The following is a 21,845-nucleotide window of genomic DNA, read 5'->3' as shown; positions in this document are numbered from 1 at the left end:
ATAAAAAAGGATTGCACGATACTTAAAATGGAATACCAAAAGTAGATTGTTTTGAACTACACTTATTCTTAATAAAAAAGACAAAACAATCTACTTTTAACTATTACCGTCATTCTATTAAAGAATGTAGCGGAATCGTATTTATGAATCATTCAAATTCTAAACCAATGTTTAAAAGAAAATATACTGTTAAAGGTGAAGATGTAAACGATTTTATGGTGATGCAAAATGCAGCGTATCTAAAATATGCTTCTAAAATAGTAGAAACTTTTTTGTTTGTAAATGGATTTACAAGTTTAAAAATGAACAAATCAAAAGTAGGTTTGCAAAAAAGTAATGATCAAATTAAACACCTTAAAAACTTAATGTTTACAAAACCTTTTTCTGTTGAATTAGTTTGCAAAGAAATTGGTTTATGTCAACAAAAAATGAGCGTTGAAGTCTATTTTTATAACGAAAAAGAAGAATTAAGTACTAAAGTAATAAGAGAATTATTTTGGTTTGACTATACTACTTGGCAAGCACTAACACCTCCAAAAGTGATTGCTAAACATTTTTTACAGCAAGAAAGGTTCAAAAGAGTTGGTTGATTTTTTTTAGATTTGAGAACTGGTTTTTATATGATTTGTGCGACTGGAAAAATTGGAGATTTTTCTGTCGTAGCAAATCGTTTGTTTAATGTTTGTCGTTTGTGTTAGTTCCGATGTAAGCATAAATTATATGAGGTGTAGTGTGCAGTGTTATTTGAATTTTTGATTTTTAGTCTTTACCATATCGTAAACTTTAATTCCATTAGCCGTTGCATAATCTGAAAGAGCTGAATCTGATGTAATTAAGAATTTACATTCTTTTGCGTGTTCTAAAATCAGAGTATCTGTTAATCCTAAATTATAAAAACATTGATTTTCAGTTGCATTTAAAGATTTTATATATTTCTCGGAACTCTTTTAATCGCCTCAGTTATTTTGTTTACATATTGAGATTTATAAGTTCCTGTGAAATTATTCAGAAGATTATCCACCTCAGTCCATACATTCTGAAGTATAACAAGATTCTCAAGGTTTTCTATAACTCCAATAAGATTATAAAAATCTTCTTCTTCGTAAATAGAAGTCCTCTTATGATTTGAAATCAGATTAGGATTAATAAGTCCAAGAATTAATACAATTAAAGAATTTGCGCCAATAAGTATCATTCATTGTCGTAAATATAAAAACCTAAAACTTCTCCAGAGTCTTTGATTTTCATAGTTTTATACATTCGTTTGTGTTTAAATTGTACAGCAAAAGATGCTAACGAATTTATCGGCTCATTTGTGTTTTCAATAAGGTATGAAACTACAATTTCCCAATATTTCCCCTTTTTATTATACTCTGCTTGCTCTAATCTAAAATCAGAATTTTCAAGTTGAACTAAATCAGACAACTCATTTCTTGCTGTAATGTATAAATCTTTAAATTTCATTTTCATTTTTTTTAGTGCATTGCCCACAGCTTAAGACGATTATGATGTCGTTTTAATACTGAATCAAGTTCAGCACAAGTGACTTATAATCGACGTTAGCGAAGTTAGGCTTTTGGGCCAAGAAAATCAACAAGTAGTAACACCTGTTTTGTTAACTAAAGAAGTAAGTGATTTAGAATAAAATTAAGGAAGAAAAAGAGTTTTTTAAACTCAGTTTTTTGTTTGTAACTGACTTTTTTTATTCAGTCGAAGTATCACCTTCGCCTGTTTTTACAATAACAAATCCATATTGAATATCATCTGGAACATTATATTTTTTCCAGTATTCACCTCCAATTCCGGCTAATTTAGCTTTTTTATCTTCCACTTCAAGTCCTGTATCTCCGAAATAAATTTTAGGTTCAATGTCAAATAAAATTGAGTCTGTATCTACAAAATTGAATGTTTTATTTTCGTTCGGTTTCAAGGTGAATTTGTTTTTAATGTTCACCGGTTTGTCAGTTTCATTCCTTAAGAAGATTTTATATGATGCTCCAGTTTTTTTATATTTAGCTGGGATTATATATGATTTATCTCCTTTTTCAATTATTTCGTTTCCAAATTTGTCTTTATATCGATTCTCTTTTTTACAGGAGAAAATTGAGATTAACAGAATACTTAATATTGAAATTGTTTTTCTCATATTAAATTTGAATCTAAAAAGACTTTTTATTTTACATTAAGAGTAAAAGGTATGGAATACTTAATGTTAACAGGTTTTCCATTATTAACAGGCGCAAATGTCATTTTTGGTATCAAATTCATCACTCTTTTTACTTCATTAGAAAGAGCAGTACTTGATCTACTTAATTTGGTGTAGACATTACTAACTTTACCTTCTAAATTTACTTTAAAACTGATAAATACTTTTATTTTTCCAGAAGCTAAACCAAGTCTATTTGGTAATTCTGTATCAAAACTTTGAGAAAATGTTTTTTGCACTCCTTTACTAAAACATTTTTTTGCGTTTTTTATATCTTTAGATCTTTCGCAACCAGGATATATTGGTATTCTTATATAACTTATTAAAGAGCTTGCATTTACAATGGTTTCATTATTTGTAAAAGATAAAACCTGTATAGAATATCGATTAAAAGGAGTAGTATCTGCAAAATTTAATTTCTCAAAAGGAAAGTTTTTAAAAATAGCAATCATTTTTCTGTCAATTTCTTCAGACCTTGCATTTGTATTGATATTAAAAAGCTTTTTATTTTTATCTAATTCAAAAGAAATAACAAAACGGTTATAGATTCTGTTTAGATCGATTTTTTTTAAATCATTTTCTGATAACTTTTCAGTAAAAAAAAGTGAGAGATCATTGTCTAATGTAGGTTTAGAGAAATTTGCATTTTCTTGATGCCTGTTTTTATAAACGGGTGTTTCTCCTTTTTTAAATTCGATGTAAGAACTGTAAAGTGGTTGTTGTATTATATCGTTTAGAATTCCTCCTTTTTGTATTTTAGGAAAAGTACTTAATGCTCGTAAAACTTCATCTTTAAAAAATAATGGTACTGTAGTTTTCTTATTAATTATTAATCCATTTGAGGTAACAGCATATTTGATGTAAAGATTTATTGAGTCTTCATTAACATAATTTAATAAAGAAAAATCGATTGTTTTGTATAAGTGATTTCTTACTTCACTAGCTAAACAGTTTTTTATATCTTCAAAGTATTCTAAATCTTCACAATTATTACAAATAGGAGGCTGTTCTACAATTATTTTAGAACTACAATTAAAAATATTTTTATTACCGCTTTTAGATATTACCTGAAGGTGATACCTGTTTTTTTTGTTTAAATTTTCAAGATTTAATTTTTCTAAAGGATAACTTTCAAACGCTTTTAAGACTTCTTCTTTTAACAACTTATTTCCAAAAGCATTTATATGTATTGCATAGGGTTTATTCTGACTGTTTATTAAAAAGGAAAGTGCAATATTGTTTTTTCTAGGTGCAAAAGCTGCTTTTCTTAAGAGCTTCTTAGAAACCTGTTTTTTAAAGTAAAGCGACAACTCGTTTTTAGGATTTGGGTTGTGACCTTCTGCGTTTTTTGTCCAATTAATGTCTTGCGCATTTATAGCATTGTAAATGAAGAATATTGCAAGTAAAATAATTTTTTTCATAGCTTTTTATTACTCAATTACTCTTCTATACTTATGTGAAATAAAGCTTCACCTTTATTTACAATAGGTGTTTTATTAATACAAAAAATATGTCCATCAAAAGGAGCGTAAATTTTCTTTTTAAAATCGCCAAAAGGATCTTGAATAATTCCTAAAACTTCTTTCTTTTTAACAAAAGACCCATTTGTAGTTGTCACTTTAAACATACCAGAATGAGAAGCTCTTAACCATTTTGCTTTGTGTACAAAAATGGGTGTTTCTTTAACGGTTAATTCGCCCTCTATTAAACCTAAACGTATTAAAACATTTTTAGTTCCGTTTACACCTTCGTTTATAATTGTAGGATTTAGTTCAATTGATTTTCCACCTTCGAATAATAAAATAGTTTTACCCATTTTATGTAAAGTTTCTCTTAAAGATTTTGTAATATTTTCTGAGAAAACAATCATTGGTGGGTTAAATACTTTCGCTAATTCTAGCGCTTTTTCATCATCCTTATTACATCTAATTTGAGCAATATTATCACGTTTTCCTCCACCAGTATGAAAATCAATTACATAATCTACATGTGGCGCAATTTCTTTTGTAAATTGATTTGCAAACTGACTCGCTAACGACCCATTTGCAGAACCAGGAAACATTCTATTTAAATCTCTCCCGTCAGGAAACTCTCTAGTTTGTATTAAATATCCGAAAATATTAAAAACAGGAATACAAATGATTGTTCCAGTAATTGGTATATTTATTTTCTGACTTATAATTTCTCTTATAATTCCAACTCCGTTTGTTTCATCTCCATGAATACCTGCTAATAACAAAACAACGGGCCCAGGTTTTTTAGAACGCTCTATAATAACAGGAACTTTTACGGTTGTTCTTGTGTGTAATTTTGCAACTTCTAAATCTAAAACGGTACGTTTTCCTTCAGGAATTTCTTTTCCTAAAATGATAAAAGGTTTACTCGACATGAATTTCTAAATAACGAATGATTTCTTTGGCAATATCTTTTCCTGTAGCAGTTTCAATTCCTTCTAAACCTGGAGAAGAATTTACTTCTAACACCAAAGGTCCTTTAGAGGATTGTAACATATCTACACCAGCAACTCCTAAACCTAAAGCTTTAGTGGCTTTTAATGCAGTTTTTTCTTCTTCGTCTGTTAATTCTATAATAGTTGCATTACCGCCTCTGTGTAAATTAGAACGAAATTCTCCTTCTTTACCTTGACGTTTCATTGCTCCAATTACTTTTCCATCAACAACAAAAGCTCTAATATCTGCTCCACCAGCTTCTTTAATAAATTCTTGTGCAATTACTCTTGCTCCTAAACCATTAAAAGCTTCTAAAACAGAAGTAGCCGCGTTTTTAGTTTCTGCTAAAACAACACCTAAACCTTGTGTTCCTTCTAATAACTTTAAAATTAAAGGTGCGCCACCAACAGATTCTACAACATGTTCTACGTCTTTTGTGTAGTTTGTAAAAACCGTTTTAGGTAAACCAACTCCAGCTCTTGCTAAAATTTGTAGACTGCTTAATTTATCTCTAGATTTTACCAATGCTTGAGAAGAAACCGCAGAAAATACTTTCATCATTTCAAATTGACGAATTACAGCTGTACCATAAAAAGTTACAGAAGCACCAATTCTTGGAATGATAGCATCAATATTTGTTAAGTATTCTCCTTTATAAAATATTTTTGGAGATCTTTTTTCTATTTCGATGTTGCATTTTAAATGGTCTACAACCATAACTTCATGCCCTCTTTTTTCAGCAGCTTCTACTAATCTACTTGTAGAGTAAAGTTTTGGGTTTCTAGATAGAATTACAATTTTCATTATATTTTATTTTTTAATTTGTGGGATATATTTTTCTTAGCAGTATCAATAATAAATTTTTTATTCAAAAATTTTCTTCCTAATAAAATAGGGAACTTCATATCTTTTCTTTCTGTTAAAGTTAAATGAATTGGAAAAATTTGATTGAATATAAAAATCTCTGTTTCTATTAAAAATCGTTCTTCGCTAATTCCATTCGAACTTTTTACAGCTTTTGATGTATATTTTTTTGTTAAAAATTCTTTATTATTATATAAAGGATGTTCTGGGTCTAACAATGTAAACTTAATTGATTTTTCTCCATTTACACTAATTTCTTCAATATTAGCACAGTGAATAGAGGATGTGTAAGCTCCAGAGTCAATTTTAAGATCGATGTCTAAAAGAGATAATTCTGGAAAATCAGCTTTATCAACACGACCAATAGTTATTTTCATTTATAGTGTTTTATACAAGTAAAATTAGTTATACTAATTGAATTATTTCAAAAAAGTTTTAAAATTTTGCAATTGCAGCTTCAGCACAACGCTCTCCATCCATTGCTGCAGAAACAATTCCTCCTGCATAACCACCACCTTCACCACAAGGAAATAAGCCTTCTATTTCTGTGTGTTCTAAACTTTCTTTTCTTGGTATGTTTACAGGTGATGAAGTTCTAGATTCTACACCAATAATATTTGCTTCATTGGTATAATAACCATGCATTTTCTTACCAAAAGCAGCAAAACCCTTGCGTAATCTTCCACCAATAATTTTTGGTAAGAGAGAATGCAATGGCGCAGAATTTAATCCTGGTTGATAAGAACAATCATTTAATTCTGGAGATAATTTTCCATCAACAAAATCTACCAATCTTTGTGCAGGTGCAGCTTGTGTTCTTCCACCAGCAAAAAAGGCAATTTTCTCTAAATCTTTCTGAAACTCTAAACCTTTTAAAGGTCCGAATTCTTCGTATTTTTTAAAATCTTTATCAATGTCTAATTCAACAACAATTCCTGAATTTGCAAAACGATTATTTCTTCTACTTGGCGACATTCCGTTTACAACAACTTCACCATTTGCAGTAGCAGCAGGTACAATAAAACCTCCAGGGCACATACAAAAAGAATACACACCTCTGTTATTTACTTGATGCACCAAACTGTATGCTGCTGCAGGTAAAAGTTCGTCTCTTTCGCCTTTACAATGATATTGAATTTGATCTATTATTTCTTGCGGATGTTCTACACGAACTCCCATTGCAAAAGATTTTGCTTTTAAAGCAATTTCTTTTTTATGCAACAAGTCATAAATATCTCTTGCAGAATGACCCGTTGCTAAAATCACTGAATTAACAGCCATTTCTGTTCCGTTCTGCAACTGAATTACTTGTAATTTATTGTTCTTTATTTTAAAATCGGTAACTCTAGTTTCAAAATGAATTTCACCACCATATTTTAAAATATTCTCACGAATATTTTCGATGATTTTAGGTAATTTATTTGTTCCTATATGTGGATGCGCGTCTACTAAAATTTGTTCTGTAGCGCCATGAAAAACAAGGTTTTCAAAAATACGTCTCACATCTCCACGTTTTAAACTTCTGGTATATAGTTTTCCGTCAGAATAGGTACCTGCACCACCTTCACCAAAACAATAATTAGAATCTTCGTTTACAAAATGATCTTGATTTATGGCTTTTAAATCACGTCTTCTATCTTGTACGTTTTTTCCGCGTTCTAAAACAATAGGCTTGTAACCTAACTCTATGCAACGCAAAGCAGCATACATTCCTGCAGGACCAAAACCAATAATATGAACTTCTTTGGCATTAGAAACATCTTTATATTCAAAAATATAATCAGATTTCTCGGGTACTTCTTCATTAATATAAACAGCCACTTTATAATTAAAGATGATGTCTTTTTTACGAGCATCAATCGATTTACGCAATACTTTAACTGCAGAAATTTCACTTTTATCAATTCCTAATTGCTTAGAAGCCTTGTACAAAAGCGTATTTTCTTTACGTTCTTCAATTAAGTTTACTCGAAGTTGAATTTCTTTTACCATAGGGCAAAAATAATGAAATTAAAAGGTTAAAAAATAAATAAGTTTATACTAAAATTAAGATTTAGATAAAATAATTCCGCTATTTTTAGAAGATAAGCATATTGTGAATATAATTATTAGAAAATGCGATGAAAATCAAATAGAAAATCACTATTTTTTCTATCTTTAAAAAATATTTAAAATGAAGATGAATAAAGATAAATATAAAGTTAAAAGCAGTATTCAGCTTGCTGATTTTAACACCAAAGAAGTTTTTGATGATGCTGAAAAGAAGCTCAAGAAAATAAGAAAAAAGTTAAGTAAAATTCAAGATACTATGTATGCAGAAGGCAAATATAGCATGTTAATTTGCTTACAAGGAATGGATACTTCTGGTAAGGACAGCTTAATTAGAGAGGTTTTTAAAGATGTAAATGCTCGTGGAGTTGAGGTGCATAGTTTTAAAGTACCCACAGAATTAGAGTTAAAACACGATTTTTTATGGCGCCATTATATTGCACTTCCTGCAAAAGGAAAGATTGGTGTTTTTAATAGAACGCATTATGAAAACGTGTTGGTAACAAGAGTGCATCCTGGTTATGTATTTGGAGAAAATTTACCAACAATAAATAGTTTAGAAGATATAAATGACGAATTCTACCATAACAGAATGGAGAGAATTAACAATTTTGAAGAGCATATTGTTGATAGTGGAACAATTGTTTTAAAATTCTTTTTAAATTTATCTAAAGACGAACAAAAAAATAGATTATTACGTAGATTGAATTTACCTGCTAAGAATTGGAAATTTTCTGCAGGCGATTTAAAAGAACGTAAATTATGGGATAAATACCAGTTTTGTTACGAAGACTTATTAAACAGAACGTCAAAAGAAAATGCACCTTGGTATATTATTCCTGCGGATGATAAACCATCAGCAAGATTACTTTTAGCAGATATCGTATTAGAAGAATTAGAAAAATATAATTTTAAAGAACCTAGTTTGTCGTCTAAAAATTTAGCACAATTAGACCATTTTAAAACAGAATTAAATAACGAATAAATAAGAGTTGTAAAGTTGAAAGTTTTTAAAACAGAACTTCAACTTTAAAAATAACTAAAAATAGATTCCTGCCTTCGCAGGAATGACAAAAAAATAAAATGGAATTAAACCTAACAAAACCAATCGTATTTTTCGATTTAGAAACAACAGGAATTAATATTGCAACGGATAAAATTGTAGAAATAGCAATTTTAAAAGTGTTTCCAAACGGAAATAAAGAAAGTAAAACGTGGTTGGTAAATCCAGAAATGGAAATTCCACAAGGATCTATAGATGTACATGGAATTACCAACGAAAAAGTAGCTGCAGAACCTACTTTTAAAGAATTAGCAGCACAAGTAAATGAAATGATTGCAGATTCTGATTTAGCTGGTTTTAACTCAAATCGTTTTGATATTCCGTTATTAGCAGAAGAATTAATGCGTGCTGGTATTGACTTTGATATGAAAAATAGAAAAGCAATTGATGTACAAGTTATTTTTCACAAGAAAGAGCAAAGAACGTTAAGTGCTGGTTATCAGTTTTATTGTGGTAGAGAATTAGAAGGAGCTCACGGAGCAGCAGCAGATACAAATGCGACTTACGAAATTTTATTAGCGCAATTAGATAAATATGAAGATATAGAAAACTCTGTAGACGCTTTAAGTGAATTTTCTACACACGGAGAAAGAGCAGATTTTGCTGGTTTTATTCTAATGAATGATGAAAAACAAGAAATATTTTCTTTCGGAAAATACAAAGGAAGAACAGTAGAAGAGGTTTTTAAAGAAAACCCAGGTTATAATAATTGGATGCAAAATGCAGATTTTCCTTTATACACTAAAAAGGTGTTAAACGAGATTAAACAAAGAATGACTGCTCCAAAAAAGAAAATGTCAGATAAAGAAAAGTTACAAGCTTTACAACAGAAGTTTAATTTAAGGTAGGTTTTTGTTTTTTTTTTGTCATTTCGAAATGAGTCTTTTTAGACGATTGAGAAATCTAAGATTCTAACAATCTAAAAATCTAGTGATCAAATAATATAAAAATATGTTTACAGAATATAAAAATTTACCCAACAATTCTCGCGTTTGGATTTACCAATCTGATAGAGAGTTTACAGCAAATGAAGTTGAATTAATTTCAGCAAAAGCAAAAGAGTTTATCAATCAATGGACGCGTCATGGAGATGATTTAAAAGGTTCTTTTACTATAAAATACAATCAGTTTTTGGTATTGGCAGTAGATGAAAGTTTTAATGATGTTTCTGGTTGTTCTATTGATAGTTCAGTTCGTTTTATTCAAGGTTTAGAGAATGAATTGAAATTAGACTTAATGGATAAAATGAACATTACTTTTAAAGATAACGATACTATTAATTTAGTAAAATTATCTGATTTTCAAAAGTTTGCGAAAGAACAAAAAGTAACTTCAGAAACAATTGTGTTTAATAATATGGTTAGCACAAAAGAAGATTTTGAAAATAATTGGGAAATTCCTGCAAAAGAAAGCTGGCACAAACGCTTTTTGGTATAACTATTGATTTATTATTGTAGTAAGTTATTAGATAAGTTGCGTTAAGGATTGAGCGGTTTGTTTGAGCTCTTTTTTAGGTGTCAGTTCGAGTAATTCTGCTATTTTGCAGAATTGTATCGAGAACAAACCTAAAAAAAGCGAGTAGCGAAAGCCTGTTAAAACGCCCAAAAAAATTGTTGAAGAAAAATATGAAGAAAGAGTTACTTATTATCCTTTTTATAGGTTTTGTTTTTAATTTATCTGCTCAAAGTGTAGATCCTTTAAGAACGAAAGATGCAGAGGCGCAAACTATTTGGGTAGATAGTATTATGAAAAATATGACCTTAGATGAAAAAATCGGTCAGTTATTTATGATACAAGCCTATTCTAATAAAGATGAAAAACATGCGTATTTTATTACGAAGATGATTAAAGAATATCATGTTGGTAGTTTGATTTTTATGCAAGGAACTCCAGAAAAACAGGCAGAATTAAATAATAGATATCAAGATTCTGCAAAAGTGCCTTTAATGATTGGTTTTGATGGGGAATGGGGTTTAGATATGCGTTTAAAAAACACGTATCGTTTTCCTTGGAATATGACTTTAGGAGCTATTAGAAATGATTCTTTAATTAAAGAATTTGGTGCCCATTTAGGGAAACATTGCAAGCGTTTAGGAATTCATATAAATTTTGCACCTGTTGTTGATATCAATACAAATCCTGAAAATCCTATTATTGGAAACCGTTCTTTTGGTGAAAATAAAGAAAACGTAACTCAGAAAGCAATTGCATTTACAGAAGGAATGCAAAGTATTGGAGTTTTGGCAAATGCTAAACATTTTCCTGGTCATGGAGATACAGCATCCGATTCTCATCATACATTGCCAGTTTTAAATTTTGATATGGCACGTTTAGATTCTGTAGAATTGTATCCGTATAAAAAAGTTTTTGATGCAGGTATTGCTAGTGTAATGACAGCGCATTTAAGTATACCAAGTTTAGAGTCTGATAGCAGATTGCCAACTTCTTTGTCTAAAAATGTGGTGACTAATTTATTGCAACAAAAATTAGGCTTTTTAGGTTTGGTAATTACAGATGGTTTAAATATGAAAGGTGCTGCAAATTATGCAACATCATCAGAAATTGATTTGGCAGCAATTCAGGCAGGAAACGATTTATTATTAATTCCGCAAGATGTACCAGCAACTGTAAACTTAATTAAAAAAGCAATTGAGTTAAAAACACTAACAGAAGAACGTGTAGATATTTCTGTTAGAAAAATATTGAAAGCAAAATATTGGGCAGGTTTACATACTTATAAACCTATTGTATTAGAAGATATTGAAAAGGATTTAAATACGATTGAAGACGAATTATTACACAGAGAATTGGTAAAAAACTCATTGACAGTTGTTAAAGATATTAATGGAGATTTGCCTATTCGAAATTTAGAAAAAAGAAAAATTGCTTACGTAAAATTAGGTGATGCTTCTGGTGACGATTTTGTAAAAATGTTACAAAATTATGGAAAGGTCGATGTTGTTTCTGATAAAAACTTAGACGGAATTATAAAAAAGTTAAAACCTTATAATTTGGTGATTGTTGGTTTTCATAGATCAAATTTAAATCCTTGGAAAAGTTATAAGTTTATAGACAAAGAGCTTGTTTGGTTGCAAGAAATTTCAAGAGAAAAAAATGTGATTTTAGATGTTTTTACAAGTCCATATAGTTTATTACAGGTAAAAACATTTACAAATATAGAAGGCATTGTTGTTTCTTATCAGAACAGTAAATTGGCGCAAGAACTTTCTGCTCAATTAATATTTGGTGCTTTTGGTGCAAAAGGAAAGTTACCCGTTTCTATTAAAAATGAGTTTTTAGAAGGTCATGGTTTTATTACGTCAAATCTTAATCGGTTTGAGTACACAATTCCTGAAGCTGTAAAAATGTCTTCCCTAAAATTAGAAAAGATAGATTCTTTAGCCAAGATTATTTTAGATAAAAAAATGACTCCAGGTTTTCAGGTTTTTGTAGCAAGAAAAGGGAAAGTTATTTTAAATAAAAGTTATGGTTATCACACAGACAAAAAGGCGCTAAAAGTAAAAAATTCTGATGTTTATGATTTAGCATCACTTACAAAAATATTAGCTTCTTTGCCATTAATAATGAAAGCAGAAGAAGAGCATAAAATTTCTTTAAACGAAAAGTTACAAGAACTTTTACCAAGTTTTAAAGGATCTAATAAAGCAAGTGTTTCAGTGAGAGAGATACTGTCTCATTATGGTAAATTAAAAGCGTGGATTCCTTTTTATGTAGCAACTCAAGATAGTGTAACACATAAAAATTCACCTGTTTTTTATCGCGAAAAAAAATCAAAAAAGTTTAATATTAAAGTTGCTAATAATTTGTATTTAAACAAGAATTATAAAGACAGTATTTATAAATATATTAGAGATGCAGATCAAAGAGAAAAAGCTGGTTATAAATACAGCGATTTAGGTTATTATATCTTTAAAGAAGCTATTGAGAGAGAATATGATAAACCTTTAAATAACTTGGTAGACGAAGAGTTTTATCAATCTTTAGGAGCCAATAGGACAAGTTATTTGCCGCTTTTAAAGTTTTCAAAAAATGAAATTATTCCAACTGAAAAAGACGATTACTATCGCAACCAATTAATACAAGGTTATGTGCATGATATGGGTGCAGCAATGTTAGGCGGAGTAGGAGGTCATGCGGGTTTATTTGCCAATGCAAACGATGTTGCCAAGATTATGCAAATGTATTTGCAAAAAGGAACTTATGGAGGTAAACGTTATTTAAAAACGGCTACTTTAGATAAATTTAATCACCGATATTTTTCTGATAAAAAAGTACGTAGAGGTTTAGGTTTCGATAAGCCACAATTAAACCCAAAAGTAAAAGCGACTTGTGGTTGTGTTTCCGATGAAAGTTTTGGGCATTCTGGTTTTACAGGTACTTACACTTGGGCAGATCCAAAAAGCGGATTGGTGTATGTGTTTCTATCTAATAGAGTGTATCCTACAGCGAGAAATAGAAGTTTGGTAAGCAGTAATATTCGTACAGAAATTCAGCAAATTATTCAAGATGCTATTTTAGATTAGAAGCTATTTCCTGCTTTCACTACTCGCTTTTTTTTTATGCTGAATTTATTTTTCGGCATCTCTCACTTTTAAAAAGTAATTTCATTATTGTAACAGATACTGAATCGAGTTCAGCATAAAAAAAAGAGCTCAAACAAACCGTTCAATCAGGGCTAAACTTGTTTAAGAAAGTTCGTGATGTATTTTAGTTTCTGTATTTGTTACAGAAAATTTACTGTAAATCAGAATCAAAAAGATTGATATTAGAAAATAGATTCCTGCAATATTCCAACCAAAGAATAAACTAATAACCCAGGTTTGAAGTCCATAAAACAAGGGGAAAGTAACTTTATTAAAAGCAAATCTAAAAGTATCTATAAATTCAATTTCATCCACTTTTTTAGAAACAGTTTTCCAAATTAAAACAGGAATAATACTGTTTAAAACGATGAGGTAAAACAATGGTTTTAATAAATTTAATTTGGCAGATTTCTTCTCAGGTATATTTCCAGATTCAATCATCTTATTTACCAAATCTACATTCGTAAAATCTACTTGAGCATCATTTAACTTCGTTAAGGTGTTTTCGTAATTTTCATCATCGTCAATATGAACACTCAGTTTTTTTAATTGATTGCTTACTTCATCCTTAAGTTGAACTACAGAAATATTTGGTTTTTCGGGGTTATAAAACTCATTTACAGAAATAGGTGTTCCAAAATTCACAGATACTTTTGTTGGGTAATAAGAAGCGTTCTGATAGGTTAATCCAACAGGAACTACACTTATTTCTAAATCAGGATATTTGTCTAAAGCGCCAAATACAATCCTTGTAAAACCTTTACTTAAAGGCCTTATTGTTCGTTTTCTATTATGACTTCCTTCGGGGAAAATCATTAAAGTTTCTCCTTTCTTAAAAATATCGAAACAACTTTCAAAAATTTCTTGGTTTTTTCCTAACTGACTAGCGCCATCTCTAATTCTGTAAATAGGCATTAAGTTTAAAGAAGCTAAAATTTTCTTTATAAGAGGTTTTTTAAAAGATGCAGCTCTCACTAAATAATGACTGTCTCTTCTAATATTTGTTGTTGCAATTAAAGGATCGATCAATCCATTCGGGTGATTTATCGCAAATAAAACTGCTCCTTTTTTAGGGATATTTTTTTCACCAACAACTTTTATCCTATTGGAATAAAAGAATAAACCAGTTTTAACAATTAGCCTAATAAGATTGTACCAAAGTGCTTTCAATAGTAATAATTATTTAATTGTGTTGTTAAGTACAGTAGCCAGTTTTTGTTTGGTTTTTCTTCCCCAATAAGTTGCTAAAGCCATACCAGAAAACACATCCCAAATACCCCAAAAAGCAGCCAATAAAGCCATTCCGCCTAAACCTTCAAAGAAACCAAAAATGAGTAATAAACCTAAACCACCATTCTGTATACCTGTTTCCATAGCTATTGTTTTACAATCTCTATGATTTAATTTAAAACTTTTTGCAGTATAGAAACCTAAAAAGTAAGCAAAAATATTATGAAAAACAACCAAGAATAATACATGGTGAATGTGATTTACAAAAACATCTAAATTTTGAGAAAATGCAATAAAAATTAATGCAATAAAAACCAACATTGATAAAGGTTTTAAAACTTTTTCAATCTTACCTGCCATTTCAGCATGGTAATGTTTTATGAGCATTCCAAGAATTAAAGGGACTCCTAAAATTAAGGAAACTAATTTAAACAAATCAAAAGGATTTAAATAAACTGTTTTTAAAATTTCATTAGTTGGTTCATATAAACTTCCCCAGAACTGTAAGTTAAGAGGCGTCATTACAATACATATTAATGTTGCAAAAGCAGTTAAACTAACAGATAAAGCGGCGTTTCCACCAGCCATTTTACTAAAAAAGTTAGAAACATTTCCACCAGGGCAAGCAGCAATCATCATCATTCCTAAAGCAAAACTAGGATGAGGTTCTATAATTAGAATTGCTAAAAAAGTGAATGCAGGTAATAAAATGAATTGTGATAAAACTCCAACAAAAACTATTTTAGGATTCTTAAAGAGTCGTTTAAAATCGTCTATAGTAATTCCTAAAGCAACACCAAACATAATAATAGCAATGGCAATATTTAATACCCATAAACCACTTTCGTCAAAGTTGATTCTAATATCGTCTATGTCTAAATAAGGACTAATTTTTAAAAGCATATTCTATAATGTTTGCACCCATTTTTAATGCTTTTTCTCTCACACTTTTAGGATTATTATGTATAATTTCATCTTCCCAACCATCACTTAAATCAGTTTCATGATCGTAAAAAATAACCAATCTTCCTTCATAAAATAAGCCAAAACCTTGTGCAGCTTTTTTATCATGTTCATGGATTTTCGGAATTCCGTTTGGAAATTTAAAAGTCTGATTATAAATAGGATGATTTGTAGGTATCTCTTTAAACTCTAATTTTGGAAATACCTTTTTTAACTCTCTTCTTATAAATTTATCCAAACCATAATTGTCTGAAACATGTAAAAATCCGCCAGAAATTAAATAATTTCTAAGGTTATTAGCATCATCGTCAGAAAAATGGATGTTTCCATGACCTGTCATAAATAACATTGGGTAGTTAAAAAGATCTTCGCTACCAATTGTTACAGCTTGTGGGTTTTTAGAAATGTTGGTTTTAATGTTTTTATTAGCAAATGCTACTAAATTCGGAATTGCAGTTGGGTTTGCATACCAATCTCCACCACCATTATATTTTAAAATAGCAACATCTTGCGCATAACTAATTAACGATAAGTATGTTAAAAAAATAAAGAATATTTGTTTCATTAATTGTTTTGAACAAGAATTGAAAGCAATATAGTAAATTCAATTTTGAAGAATTAAAAAACGTCATTAAAATTTTTTTTAATGACGTTTTCTAAAGTTAAATTCTCTTTTTAAAATATTGTTTAATTTTCTATTCTCCAGATTTTTCCATCTAAACTATCAAAACCTAATATTCCAAATTTTAAATCGTAATAAACAATGTTAGATTTATTATTTGGAGAAAATGTTACTAGAGAATCGTTATTGAATTCAAAAATCTTTACATTTTCATATTTTATACTATTAATAGTGTATTCTTGGTAACTTTCTTCATAATTTAAACTTAAAGATATACTTCTACATTCGTTTTGCTCTGTAGAAAACTGAATGTAACTATCTAATCCACCATTCTCATTTTTAAAAAAATGAAACCTTGGCTCATAACAATTTTGAGGAGAATAACTTCCATCATCTTTAATTATGTCTAATATTATAGACAATTTATCTAATTCTACTGAATCATTTAAATAATCAAAAGAGCATTTCTCTAAATGATAAAAACCTACTTTATATTTAATTGTTTCATTAAACTGATTTTTAAAAATAAGGGTGTCTTTATTTTTATATTCTGTAGGTAGAAAATTGTAGTCTTTTTTAGAAAATTTGACACAATCCCTATTATCTGGCTTTTCCCAAGGGATATCTAATTCACAAGAATAAAAAGATACTAAAACTAAAATTAGAATTATTTTTTTCATAATCGTATTATATTATAAATTTTAAACTAAACTAGTAATTAATTAAAAAAGAAGAGTCCAGGATTTCTCTATTTTAAAGAATTCTGGACACATTCGTAGAATTCTGGACATATTTTTAGTTGTAAATGAGATTTCTCAATCGTGAAAAACTCATTTAGAAATGACAGAAAGTTCTTAGTTTATTATATCAAAGACTTTTGATATTCTGTAGGCGTTAAACCTGTATGTTTTTTAAAAGTAGCATAAAAGCTAGATTTAGAATTAAAACCAGATTCTAAACCAATAGAAGTAATGGTATAGTTTATGTAATCTTTATGAATTAATAACTCTTTTGCAAGTTCAATTCTAAACTCATTAATGTAATCGTTAAAGTTTTTATCAGAAAATAATTTAATAATGCTAGATAATTTAGAGGAACTAATATCAAGTTCATTTGCCAAATAATCTGCATTTAACTTTGGTTCTATAAAGAGTTTTTTTTCTTCAATTAGAGAATGTATTTTATCGAATAATAGTTTTTTATCAGCATCCTTTTCTTCTTCATTTTTAGAAGTAGTTTCTTTAATTACATGTTGAAAGTTTAACTGTTTCCTTAAATCTTTTCTTTCTTTTAATAAACGTAATTGTAAGATTGCTTGGTAACCAATCCAATAAATTAATACAGTAGTTAAAACACGAAGCGGGTAATAAGAGTATATAAATTCTTTAAAGTCTAAAGCGACTGTTATTGCGAGGGCAATTATCCAAAAGATATAGGTTAATAAACCTAATTTAAAGAAAGTATAAATCCATTTTAAATTATCAAAAGACAATATTTTTGTAAATAGCTGTTCCTTTTTTGATAGTATTTGAAAAGAATATACAAAGATAATTAAGGAAACTATTAAGCTGAAAATTTCTTCAATAGAAGTATATTTTTCAAATAGATAGGCAATGTCAGAAGTGTTTTTGTCACTGAGAAATGAAACAAAACCAATTCTTATAGAAATGATTATTATAAAAACTGGAAGTATTATTTTTAATAAGTTTTTACTTCGTTTTTCAATCTCTAAATAGTAGATGAGAAACATATAAAAGAATGGAGCAATTAAAAAATGCCAAGGAATGTGAACATAATCTAAAAAGAAATATTCTATAAAAAAGTCTTTGGCAAGAATCCAAGATTGAATGTTGTTTAATGAAATTGTTAACACCAATAAATTGATGAACAACATACTTTTTTCTTTTCTGTTTTTTGAAAATAAAATAACAGCACAAAATAAAAAACCATGCAATGCACTAATTAATAAGAATAAGTTGAAAATTTCTTTAACTGACAATTTTTCTTTTTTGTTAAAGATACATTATTTGTCGTTTCTAACGAAAGGAAGATTTTTACAGCTTGCATTCCTATGAAAAAATGAGCCCAAAATACATATATAACCTTTCTTTTATTATAAAGTGAATAATAGTTTTAAAAAGTTACTTTTTAACTTTTCTGAAAAACAAGTTTAGATTCCTGCCTTCGCAGGAAAGACAAATAGTTTAGTAACTACTGATTGATAAATGAAACTGTATTAACTGCAACTAAAGCAGCAGTTTCTGTTCTTAATCTACTTTCTCCTAAAGAAATTGGAGTCATATTTTTTGCTAAACAGTTTTTTATTTCTTCTGATGAAAAATCTCCTTCAGGACCAATTAAAATCGTTGTTTTTTCTGATGGCTTTACAACAGATTGCAATAATGTCTTTTCTTGCTCCTCACAATGTGCAATACAAACTTGTCCATCAATATCTTGTTTTAAAAAGTCATTCAGTTTTATAGGTTCATTCAATTTAGGCAACGTAAACTTTAAAGATTGCTTCATTGCAGATTGAATAATTTTCTCAAAACGTTCTAGTTTTACAATCCTACGCTCAGAATTAGAGCAAATAATTGGCGTAATTTCATCAATACCAATTTCTGTTGCTTTCTCTAAAAACCATTCTATTCTGTCATTGTTTTTAGTTGGCGCAATTGCAATGTGTAAATAATAATTCCAAGGTTTTGGCTTTTCTTCAGCATTAATAACCTCTGCAAGGCATTTTTTATCACTAGCAATAATTATTTTTACATCAAACAAAAAACCTTTTCCGTTTGTGATTTTTAGAACATCATTTACTTGTTTACGTAAAACACGTACAATATGTTTACTCTCTATTTTATCGAAAGTAATTTGTTTGGTTTCTACAGTAATTTCTGAATTATAAAATAGTTGCATGCTGTGGGTTCAAAGTTTAATGATTAAAGATCAAAATTTAGATTTCTCAATCGCTAAAAAAGCTCATTTCGAAATGACATTCGTTAGTTTTTTCATTTGTGAAAACTGCGACTGCCACTGAAGACTAAATTACTGAATACTCTTTTTATAAGTTCTACGTCTTTTATGAGTTACAGGTTTAAAGTTTTCCCACAATTTATTAATGGCTTCATTGTCTTCTAACTCAGGAGTTCTAATACAATTATCAATACCTAAAGGTTTAAATGTTTTTGTGTATTGATCAAAAATAATAGCATGTACACCTTTATTTTGATAATCTGGATGTACGCCAATCAAGTAAAAAGTAACGTCTTTAGCGTGCTTTCTCGCTTTTAATAAATGAAACAATCCAAATGGAAATAATTTTCCTTTTGCTTTCTGTAAAGCTTCAGAAAAAGAAGGCATTACAATTGCAAAAGCAACTAATTTATTATTTTCATCAACCACAAATTTTATATATTCTGGATTGATAAATGAAATGTATTTCTTTTTAAAGAATGCTATTTGAGAATCAGAAATAGGTACAAAAGTTGATAATTTAGAATACGCTGCATCAAAAACTTCAAACATTTCATCAACATAAGGCATAATGTCTTTTGTCTTTGTAAAATCTAATGCTTTTAATTTGAAACGTCTTTTTAAAATGTTACTTATTCTATCAAAATAAACACCATCAACATTTTTAAATTTGAATTTATTTTCTAAATATTCTTTCTCTTTTACAAAACCTAATTGCTCTAAATGATCTTTATAATAAGGATGATTATACCAAGTAATCATAGTTCCTAAATGATCGAACCCTTCAGTTAAAACACCCGTTTTATCTAAATTATTAAACCCAACAGGACCTTCAATATATTCTAGGTTATTTTCAAGTCCGATTTCTCTTACTTTATCTAAAAGTACTTTTGAAACTTCGATATCATCAATAATATCAAACCAACCAAAACGCATTTTTTTAATTTGTTGTTTTTCAACTTCAAACCAATTTATAATTGCAATTACTCTACCAACAATTTTATTATCTCGCATTGCTACAAAAAACTGAGCATCTGCATTTTCGAAAACAGGATTTTTTGTTGGATCAAAATTATCAATTTCATCCTTTATAATAGGAGGAACCCAATATTTATTGTCTTTATATAATGAAAAAGGAAAAAGCACAAAGGCTTTCATATCTTTTTTTGAAGTAACTTTTTTTAGCGTAATCATAGTACAAAAATAAGAATTCTATTTGTTATCTTTTTCTACTTCCTTTTCGAGTTCTTTAATTTCTCTTTCTAATTTTTCGATCTCTGTTTCTTCTTTTTTCTTTTTCTTACTGAACAAACCTAAGAAACCACTTTTCTTCTTTTTAGTCGTTGACTTTCTAGTTCTTGTGGCTCTTTTTCGAGTAGTTGTGTTTTTATCTTTTTTCTTAAAAATATTTAGAATTCTAGAGAAAAAACCACGTCTTTGTTCGGCGTTGTATCTGGTAATTGGTGTGTCTTTTAGCTGTTTGCTTACTTCATCTAAATCCGTATAAGCATCTTGGTGTTTGTTAATTCTATAAGAGATTCCTAAACTACCATAAAAACCAGAAGCTTTTCCTTCTAAAAGATATCTTGCAGAAGTATTAATTTGAAAATCTTTACTAAATAAGTATGCTAATCCAGTTCCGAAATTTACATTATTTTGGTATTTCTGAAAAATTCCTTGATGCTCTAAAAAACCAGACCATCTTGAACCAAAATTCTGTGTAGCTGTTATTATATATGAAATTTCAGAAAAGTCAGTTCCTATTTTATCATAATATACATTTGAAATAACATTAAATTCGTTGGTAAGATTATGTTGTAATAAAACACCAACTTTAGGAGTAATACTTTCCGTTTTATAAATGTCGTTTACCAAATCGGTATTCATCCCTAAATAAATAGCTACAGAAGGAATCAAACGTTTTTTATCAAAAGCATTTCTTCTTTTCCAACTTCTAACTTCTTTTGTTTTATCTGTATATTCTGGTTGAAACAATAAATATTTTGCTCCAATTGTAAATTTACTTAATCCAGAAGTAAAATAATGAGAAGTAAATATGTTTTTAAAAGCAACTTTATCTCTCTGATATGTTAATTGAGCATTCAATTCTAATTTTTCAAGAAAAAAACTAGTTCTAAAAAGTAAATCTATTCCAAAAGATTGTGGCATAGAAAAAGTAGGTTCAATGCTTGTATCTCTTAAGAAAAAATTAGTTTCAAATTGATAAACTCCTGTGCCAACACTATAAGGACTTTCAGAAAAACCAGGTTTATTTGAGTTTATTACATCTGTATATTGTGCTTGTATAGAGTTTGTTACAATAAATAAAAAGACTAAAAAGAGTTTTGTAAAAAGGTGCTTCATAAATTAGAATACAATTTTATAAGTAGTATCTATCAACTAACACAAACATAGGTTAAAAATGCTATTTTTTAAAAGCAAACGATACTTTTTTGAGTTTGTGAAACTTTTATAGTTTGTTAACGCTTCAATTGTCTTCAAATTGTTATTTTTGAATGATTTTTTTATAAATATTAATTTAAATGGGTTTACTAAGAACTATATTTATTATCATTTTTTGTTACTATGCTTTTAAGTTTCTAGCACGATTATTTGCGCCTTATTTGATGAAGAAAGCTACAGAAACAATTAAAAAGAAAGCTGAACAGCAATTTGGAGGACAACAACAACAGCAACAAAAAAGTACTGTTGAAGAAGGGAAAACAGTAATCGACAAAAAACCAGGTAGTCAACAACAAAGTAAAAATTCTGTTGGTGAATATGTAGATTTTGAAGAAGTTGACTAATTAAGAGTTTT

At 28.8% G+C, this 21,845-nt stretch carries 22 protein-coding genes; 6 read left to right on the top strand and 16 right to left on the bottom strand.

Annotated features, from left to right (window positions below; all coding sequences use genetic code 11):
* Positions 1–143 precede the first annotated feature (143 nt).
* Positions 144–590 (top strand): thioesterase family protein, encoded by a 447-nt coding sequence (locus BTO07_RS07105; protein ID WP_087520571.1) that lies wholly within the window; start codon positions 144–146, stop codon positions 588–590.
* 335 nt (positions 591–925) lie between these two features.
* Here BTO07_RS07105 and BTO07_RS07100 read toward each other — a convergent pair whose 3' ends face one another.
* The 8 genes from BTO07_RS07100 to BTO07_RS07065 all read right to left on the bottom strand — a co-directional run bounded on the left by BTO07_RS07100 (position 926) and on the right by BTO07_RS07065 (position 7,512).
* Positions 926–1,195: a hypothetical protein gene (locus BTO07_RS07100; RefSeq protein WP_087520570.1), complete on the bottom strand. Its 270-nt coding sequence runs from the start codon at positions 1,193–1,195 to the stop codon at positions 926–928.
* Positions 1,192–1,464 carry a hypothetical protein gene (locus BTO07_RS07095; protein WP_157663303.1) on the bottom strand — a complete coding sequence of 91 codons (273 nt, stop codon included), beginning with the start codon at positions 1,462–1,464 and terminating at the stop codon, positions 1,192–1,194. The genes BTO07_RS07100 and BTO07_RS07095 overlap by 4 nt, the downstream gene beginning before the upstream one ends.
* 238 nt (positions 1,465–1,702) lie before the next feature.
* Positions 1,703–2,146: a hypothetical protein gene (locus tag BTO07_RS07090; RefSeq protein WP_087520568.1), complete on the bottom strand. Its 444-nt coding sequence runs from the start codon at positions 2,144–2,146 to the stop codon at positions 1,703–1,705.
* Between the two features lie 26 nt (positions 2,147–2,172).
* Positions 2,173–3,627 carry an energy transducer TonB gene (locus BTO07_RS07085; RefSeq protein ID WP_087520567.1) on the bottom strand — a complete coding sequence of 485 codons (1,455 nt, stop codon included), beginning with the start codon at positions 3,625–3,627 and terminating at the stop codon, positions 2,173–2,175.
* 17 nt (positions 3,628–3,644) lie between these two features.
* A complete protein-coding gene (locus BTO07_RS07080) occupies positions 3,645–4,595 on the bottom strand; it encodes a succinylglutamate desuccinylase/aspartoacylase family protein (RefSeq protein ID WP_087520566.1) in 951 nt (316 codons plus the stop codon).
* Positions 4,585–5,460 carry a 30S ribosomal protein S6--L-glutamate ligase gene (gene rimK, locus BTO07_RS07075; protein WP_087520565.1) on the bottom strand — a complete coding sequence of 292 codons (876 nt, stop codon included), beginning with the start codon at positions 5,458–5,460 and terminating at the stop codon, positions 4,585–4,587. Before rimK ends, BTO07_RS07080 begins: the two co-directional genes overlap by 11 nt.
* Entirely contained in the window at positions 5,460–5,897 is a 438-nt protein-coding gene (locus tag BTO07_RS07070) for an ATP-dependent zinc protease family protein (RefSeq protein WP_087520564.1), read from the bottom strand. The genes rimK and BTO07_RS07070 overlap by 1 nt, the downstream gene beginning before the upstream one ends.
* A gap of 58 nt (positions 5,898–5,955) precedes the next feature.
* Entirely contained in the window at positions 5,956–7,512 is a 1,557-nt protein-coding gene (locus BTO07_RS07065; RefSeq protein WP_087520563.1) for an NAD(P)/FAD-dependent oxidoreductase, read from the bottom strand.
* Between the two features lie 187 nt (positions 7,513–7,699).
* Between BTO07_RS07065 and BTO07_RS07060 the strand changes: the two genes are divergently transcribed.
* The 4 genes from BTO07_RS07060 to BTO07_RS07045 all read left to right on the top strand — a co-directional run bounded on the left by BTO07_RS07060 (position 7,700) and on the right by BTO07_RS07045 (position 13,176).
* Entirely contained in the window at positions 7,700–8,554 is an 855-nt protein-coding gene (locus BTO07_RS07060) for a PPK2 family polyphosphate kinase (protein WP_087520562.1), read from the top strand.
* 98 nt (positions 8,555–8,652) lie between these two features.
* Entirely contained in the window at positions 8,653–9,480 is an 828-nt protein-coding gene (locus tag BTO07_RS07055; protein ID WP_087520561.1) for a 3'-5' exonuclease, read from the top strand.
* Between the two features lie 103 nt (positions 9,481–9,583).
* Positions 9,584–10,069, top strand: coding sequence for an ABC transporter ATPase (locus tag BTO07_RS07050; protein WP_087520560.1), 486 nt, complete (start codon positions 9,584–9,586; stop codon positions 10,067–10,069).
* Between the two features lie 188 nt (positions 10,070–10,257).
* Complete coding sequence (locus BTO07_RS07045; protein WP_087520559.1) at positions 10,258–13,176, top strand: glycoside hydrolase family 3 N-terminal domain-containing protein; 2,919 nt, start codon at positions 10,258–10,260, stop codon at positions 13,174–13,176.
* A 162-nt stretch (positions 13,177–13,338) separates the two neighbouring features.
* Here the strand turns inward: BTO07_RS07045 and BTO07_RS07040 are convergent, their stop codons facing one another.
* The 8 genes from BTO07_RS07040 to BTO07_RS07005 form a co-directional block, all read right to left on the bottom strand.
* Positions 13,339–14,406, bottom strand: a complete 1,068-nt coding sequence (locus BTO07_RS07040; RefSeq protein ID WP_087520558.1) for a lysophospholipid acyltransferase family protein — start codon at positions 14,404–14,406, stop codon at positions 13,339–13,341.
* 9 nt (positions 14,407–14,415) lie between these two features.
* Positions 14,416–15,369, bottom strand: a complete 954-nt coding sequence (locus BTO07_RS07035) for a bile acid:sodium symporter family protein (RefSeq protein WP_087520557.1) — start codon at positions 15,367–15,369, stop codon at positions 14,416–14,418.
* The gene (locus BTO07_RS07030) at positions 15,353–15,994 is read right to left on the bottom strand and encodes a DUF4159 domain-containing protein (protein WP_087520556.1); all 642 of its coding nucleotides are present in this window, start codon (positions 15,992–15,994) and stop codon (positions 15,353–15,355) included. The genes BTO07_RS07035 and BTO07_RS07030 overlap by 17 nt, the downstream gene beginning before the upstream one ends.
* 122 nt (positions 15,995–16,116) lie before the next feature.
* Positions 16,117–16,731 carry a hypothetical protein gene (locus BTO07_RS07025; RefSeq protein WP_087520555.1) on the bottom strand — a complete coding sequence of 205 codons (615 nt, stop codon included), beginning with the start codon at positions 16,729–16,731 and terminating at the stop codon, positions 16,117–16,119.
* Positions 16,732–16,913: 182 nt separating this feature from the next.
* On the bottom strand, positions 16,914–18,050 hold the full coding sequence (locus BTO07_RS07020; protein WP_087520554.1) for a helix-turn-helix domain-containing protein: 1,137 nt from the start codon (positions 18,048–18,050) through the stop codon (positions 16,914–16,916).
* A 212-nt stretch (positions 18,051–18,262) separates the two neighbouring features.
* Entirely contained in the window at positions 18,263–18,970 is a 708-nt protein-coding gene (locus tag BTO07_RS07015; protein WP_087520553.1) for a 16S rRNA (uracil(1498)-N(3))-methyltransferase, read from the bottom strand.
* A gap of 129 nt (positions 18,971–19,099) precedes the next feature.
* Positions 19,100–20,221 carry a GTP cyclohydrolase gene (locus BTO07_RS07010; protein WP_087520552.1) on the bottom strand — a complete coding sequence of 374 codons (1,122 nt, stop codon included), beginning with the start codon at positions 20,219–20,221 and terminating at the stop codon, positions 19,100–19,102.
* 18 nt (positions 20,222–20,239) lie between these two features.
* Positions 20,240–21,391, bottom strand: coding sequence for a transporter (locus BTO07_RS07005; protein ID WP_087520551.1), 1,152 nt, complete (start codon positions 21,389–21,391; stop codon positions 20,240–20,242).
* 179 nt (positions 21,392–21,570) lie between these two features.
* Here BTO07_RS07005 and BTO07_RS07000 point away from each other — a divergent pair, with 179 nt between their 5' ends.
* Positions 21,571–21,834 carry a DUF4834 family protein gene (locus tag BTO07_RS07000; protein WP_087520550.1) on the top strand — a complete coding sequence of 88 codons (264 nt, stop codon included), beginning with the start codon at positions 21,571–21,573 and terminating at the stop codon, positions 21,832–21,834.
* Positions 21,835–21,845 lie beyond the last annotated feature (11 nt).

Origin of the sequence: Polaribacter sp. SA4-12, assembly GCF_002163675.1 — a bacterium.
Taxonomy (GTDB): Bacteria; Bacteroidota; Bacteroidia; order Flavobacteriales; family Flavobacteriaceae; genus Polaribacter.
This window is presented reverse-complemented; position numbering and strand designations above follow the sequence as displayed.

Excerpts from the sequence above, each read along its gene's own strand:
- BTO07_RS07105 (WP_087520571.1), top strand. The coding sequence starts at position 144 with ATGAATCATTCAAATTCTAAACCAATGTTTAAAAGAAAATATACTGTT.
- BTO07_RS07100 (WP_087520570.1), bottom strand. The coding sequence starts at position 1,195 with ATGATACTTATTGGCGCAAATTCTTTAATTGTATTAATTCTTGGACTT.
- BTO07_RS07095 (WP_157663303.1), bottom strand. The coding sequence starts at position 1,464 with ATGAAATTTAAAGATTTATACATTACAGCAAGAAATGAGTTGTCTGAT.
- BTO07_RS07090 (WP_087520568.1), bottom strand. The coding sequence starts at position 2,146 with ATGAGAAAAACAATTTCAATATTAAGTATTCTGTTAATCTCAATTTTC.
- BTO07_RS07085 (WP_087520567.1), bottom strand. The coding sequence starts at position 3,627 with ATGAAAAAAATTATTTTACTTGCAATATTCTTCATTTACAATGCTATA.
- BTO07_RS07080 (WP_087520566.1), bottom strand. The coding sequence starts at position 4,595 with ATGTCGAGTAAACCTTTTATCATTTTAGGAAAAGAAATTCCTGAAGGA.
- rimK (WP_087520565.1), bottom strand. The coding sequence starts at position 5,460 with ATGAAAATTGTAATTCTATCTAGAAACCCAAAACTTTACTCTACAAGT.
- BTO07_RS07070 (WP_087520564.1), bottom strand. The coding sequence starts at position 5,897 with ATGAAAATAACTATTGGTCGTGTTGATAAAGCTGATTTTCCAGAATTA.
- BTO07_RS07065 (WP_087520563.1), bottom strand. The coding sequence starts at position 7,512 with ATGGTAAAAGAAATTCAACTTCGAGTAAACTTAATTGAAGAACGTAAA.
- BTO07_RS07060 (WP_087520562.1), top strand. The coding sequence starts at position 7,700 with ATGAATAAAGATAAATATAAAGTTAAAAGCAGTATTCAGCTTGCTGAT.
- BTO07_RS07055 (WP_087520561.1), top strand. The coding sequence starts at position 8,653 with ATGGAATTAAACCTAACAAAACCAATCGTATTTTTCGATTTAGAAACA.
- BTO07_RS07050 (WP_087520560.1), top strand. The coding sequence starts at position 9,584 with ATGTTTACAGAATATAAAAATTTACCCAACAATTCTCGCGTTTGGATT.
- BTO07_RS07045 (WP_087520559.1), top strand. The coding sequence starts at position 10,258 with ATGAAGAAAGAGTTACTTATTATCCTTTTTATAGGTTTTGTTTTTAAT.
- BTO07_RS07035 (WP_087520557.1), bottom strand. The coding sequence starts at position 15,369 with ATGCTTTTAAAAATTAGTCCTTATTTAGACATAGACGATATTAGAATC.
- BTO07_RS07030 (WP_087520556.1), bottom strand. The coding sequence starts at position 15,994 with ATGAAACAAATATTCTTTATTTTTTTAACATACTTATCGTTAATTAGT.
- BTO07_RS07025 (WP_087520555.1), bottom strand. The coding sequence starts at position 16,731 with ATGAAAAAAATAATTCTAATTTTAGTTTTAGTATCTTTTTATTCTTGT.
- BTO07_RS07015 (WP_087520553.1), bottom strand. The coding sequence starts at position 18,970 with ATGCAACTATTTTATAATTCAGAAATTACTGTAGAAACCAAACAAATT.
- BTO07_RS07010 (WP_087520552.1), bottom strand. The coding sequence starts at position 20,221 with ATGATTACGCTAAAAAAAGTTACTTCAAAAAAAGATATGAAAGCCTTT.
- BTO07_RS07005 (WP_087520551.1), bottom strand. The coding sequence starts at position 21,391 with ATGAAGCACCTTTTTACAAAACTCTTTTTAGTCTTTTTATTTATTGTA.
- BTO07_RS07000 (WP_087520550.1), top strand. The coding sequence starts at position 21,571 with ATGGGTTTACTAAGAACTATATTTATTATCATTTTTTGTTACTATGCT.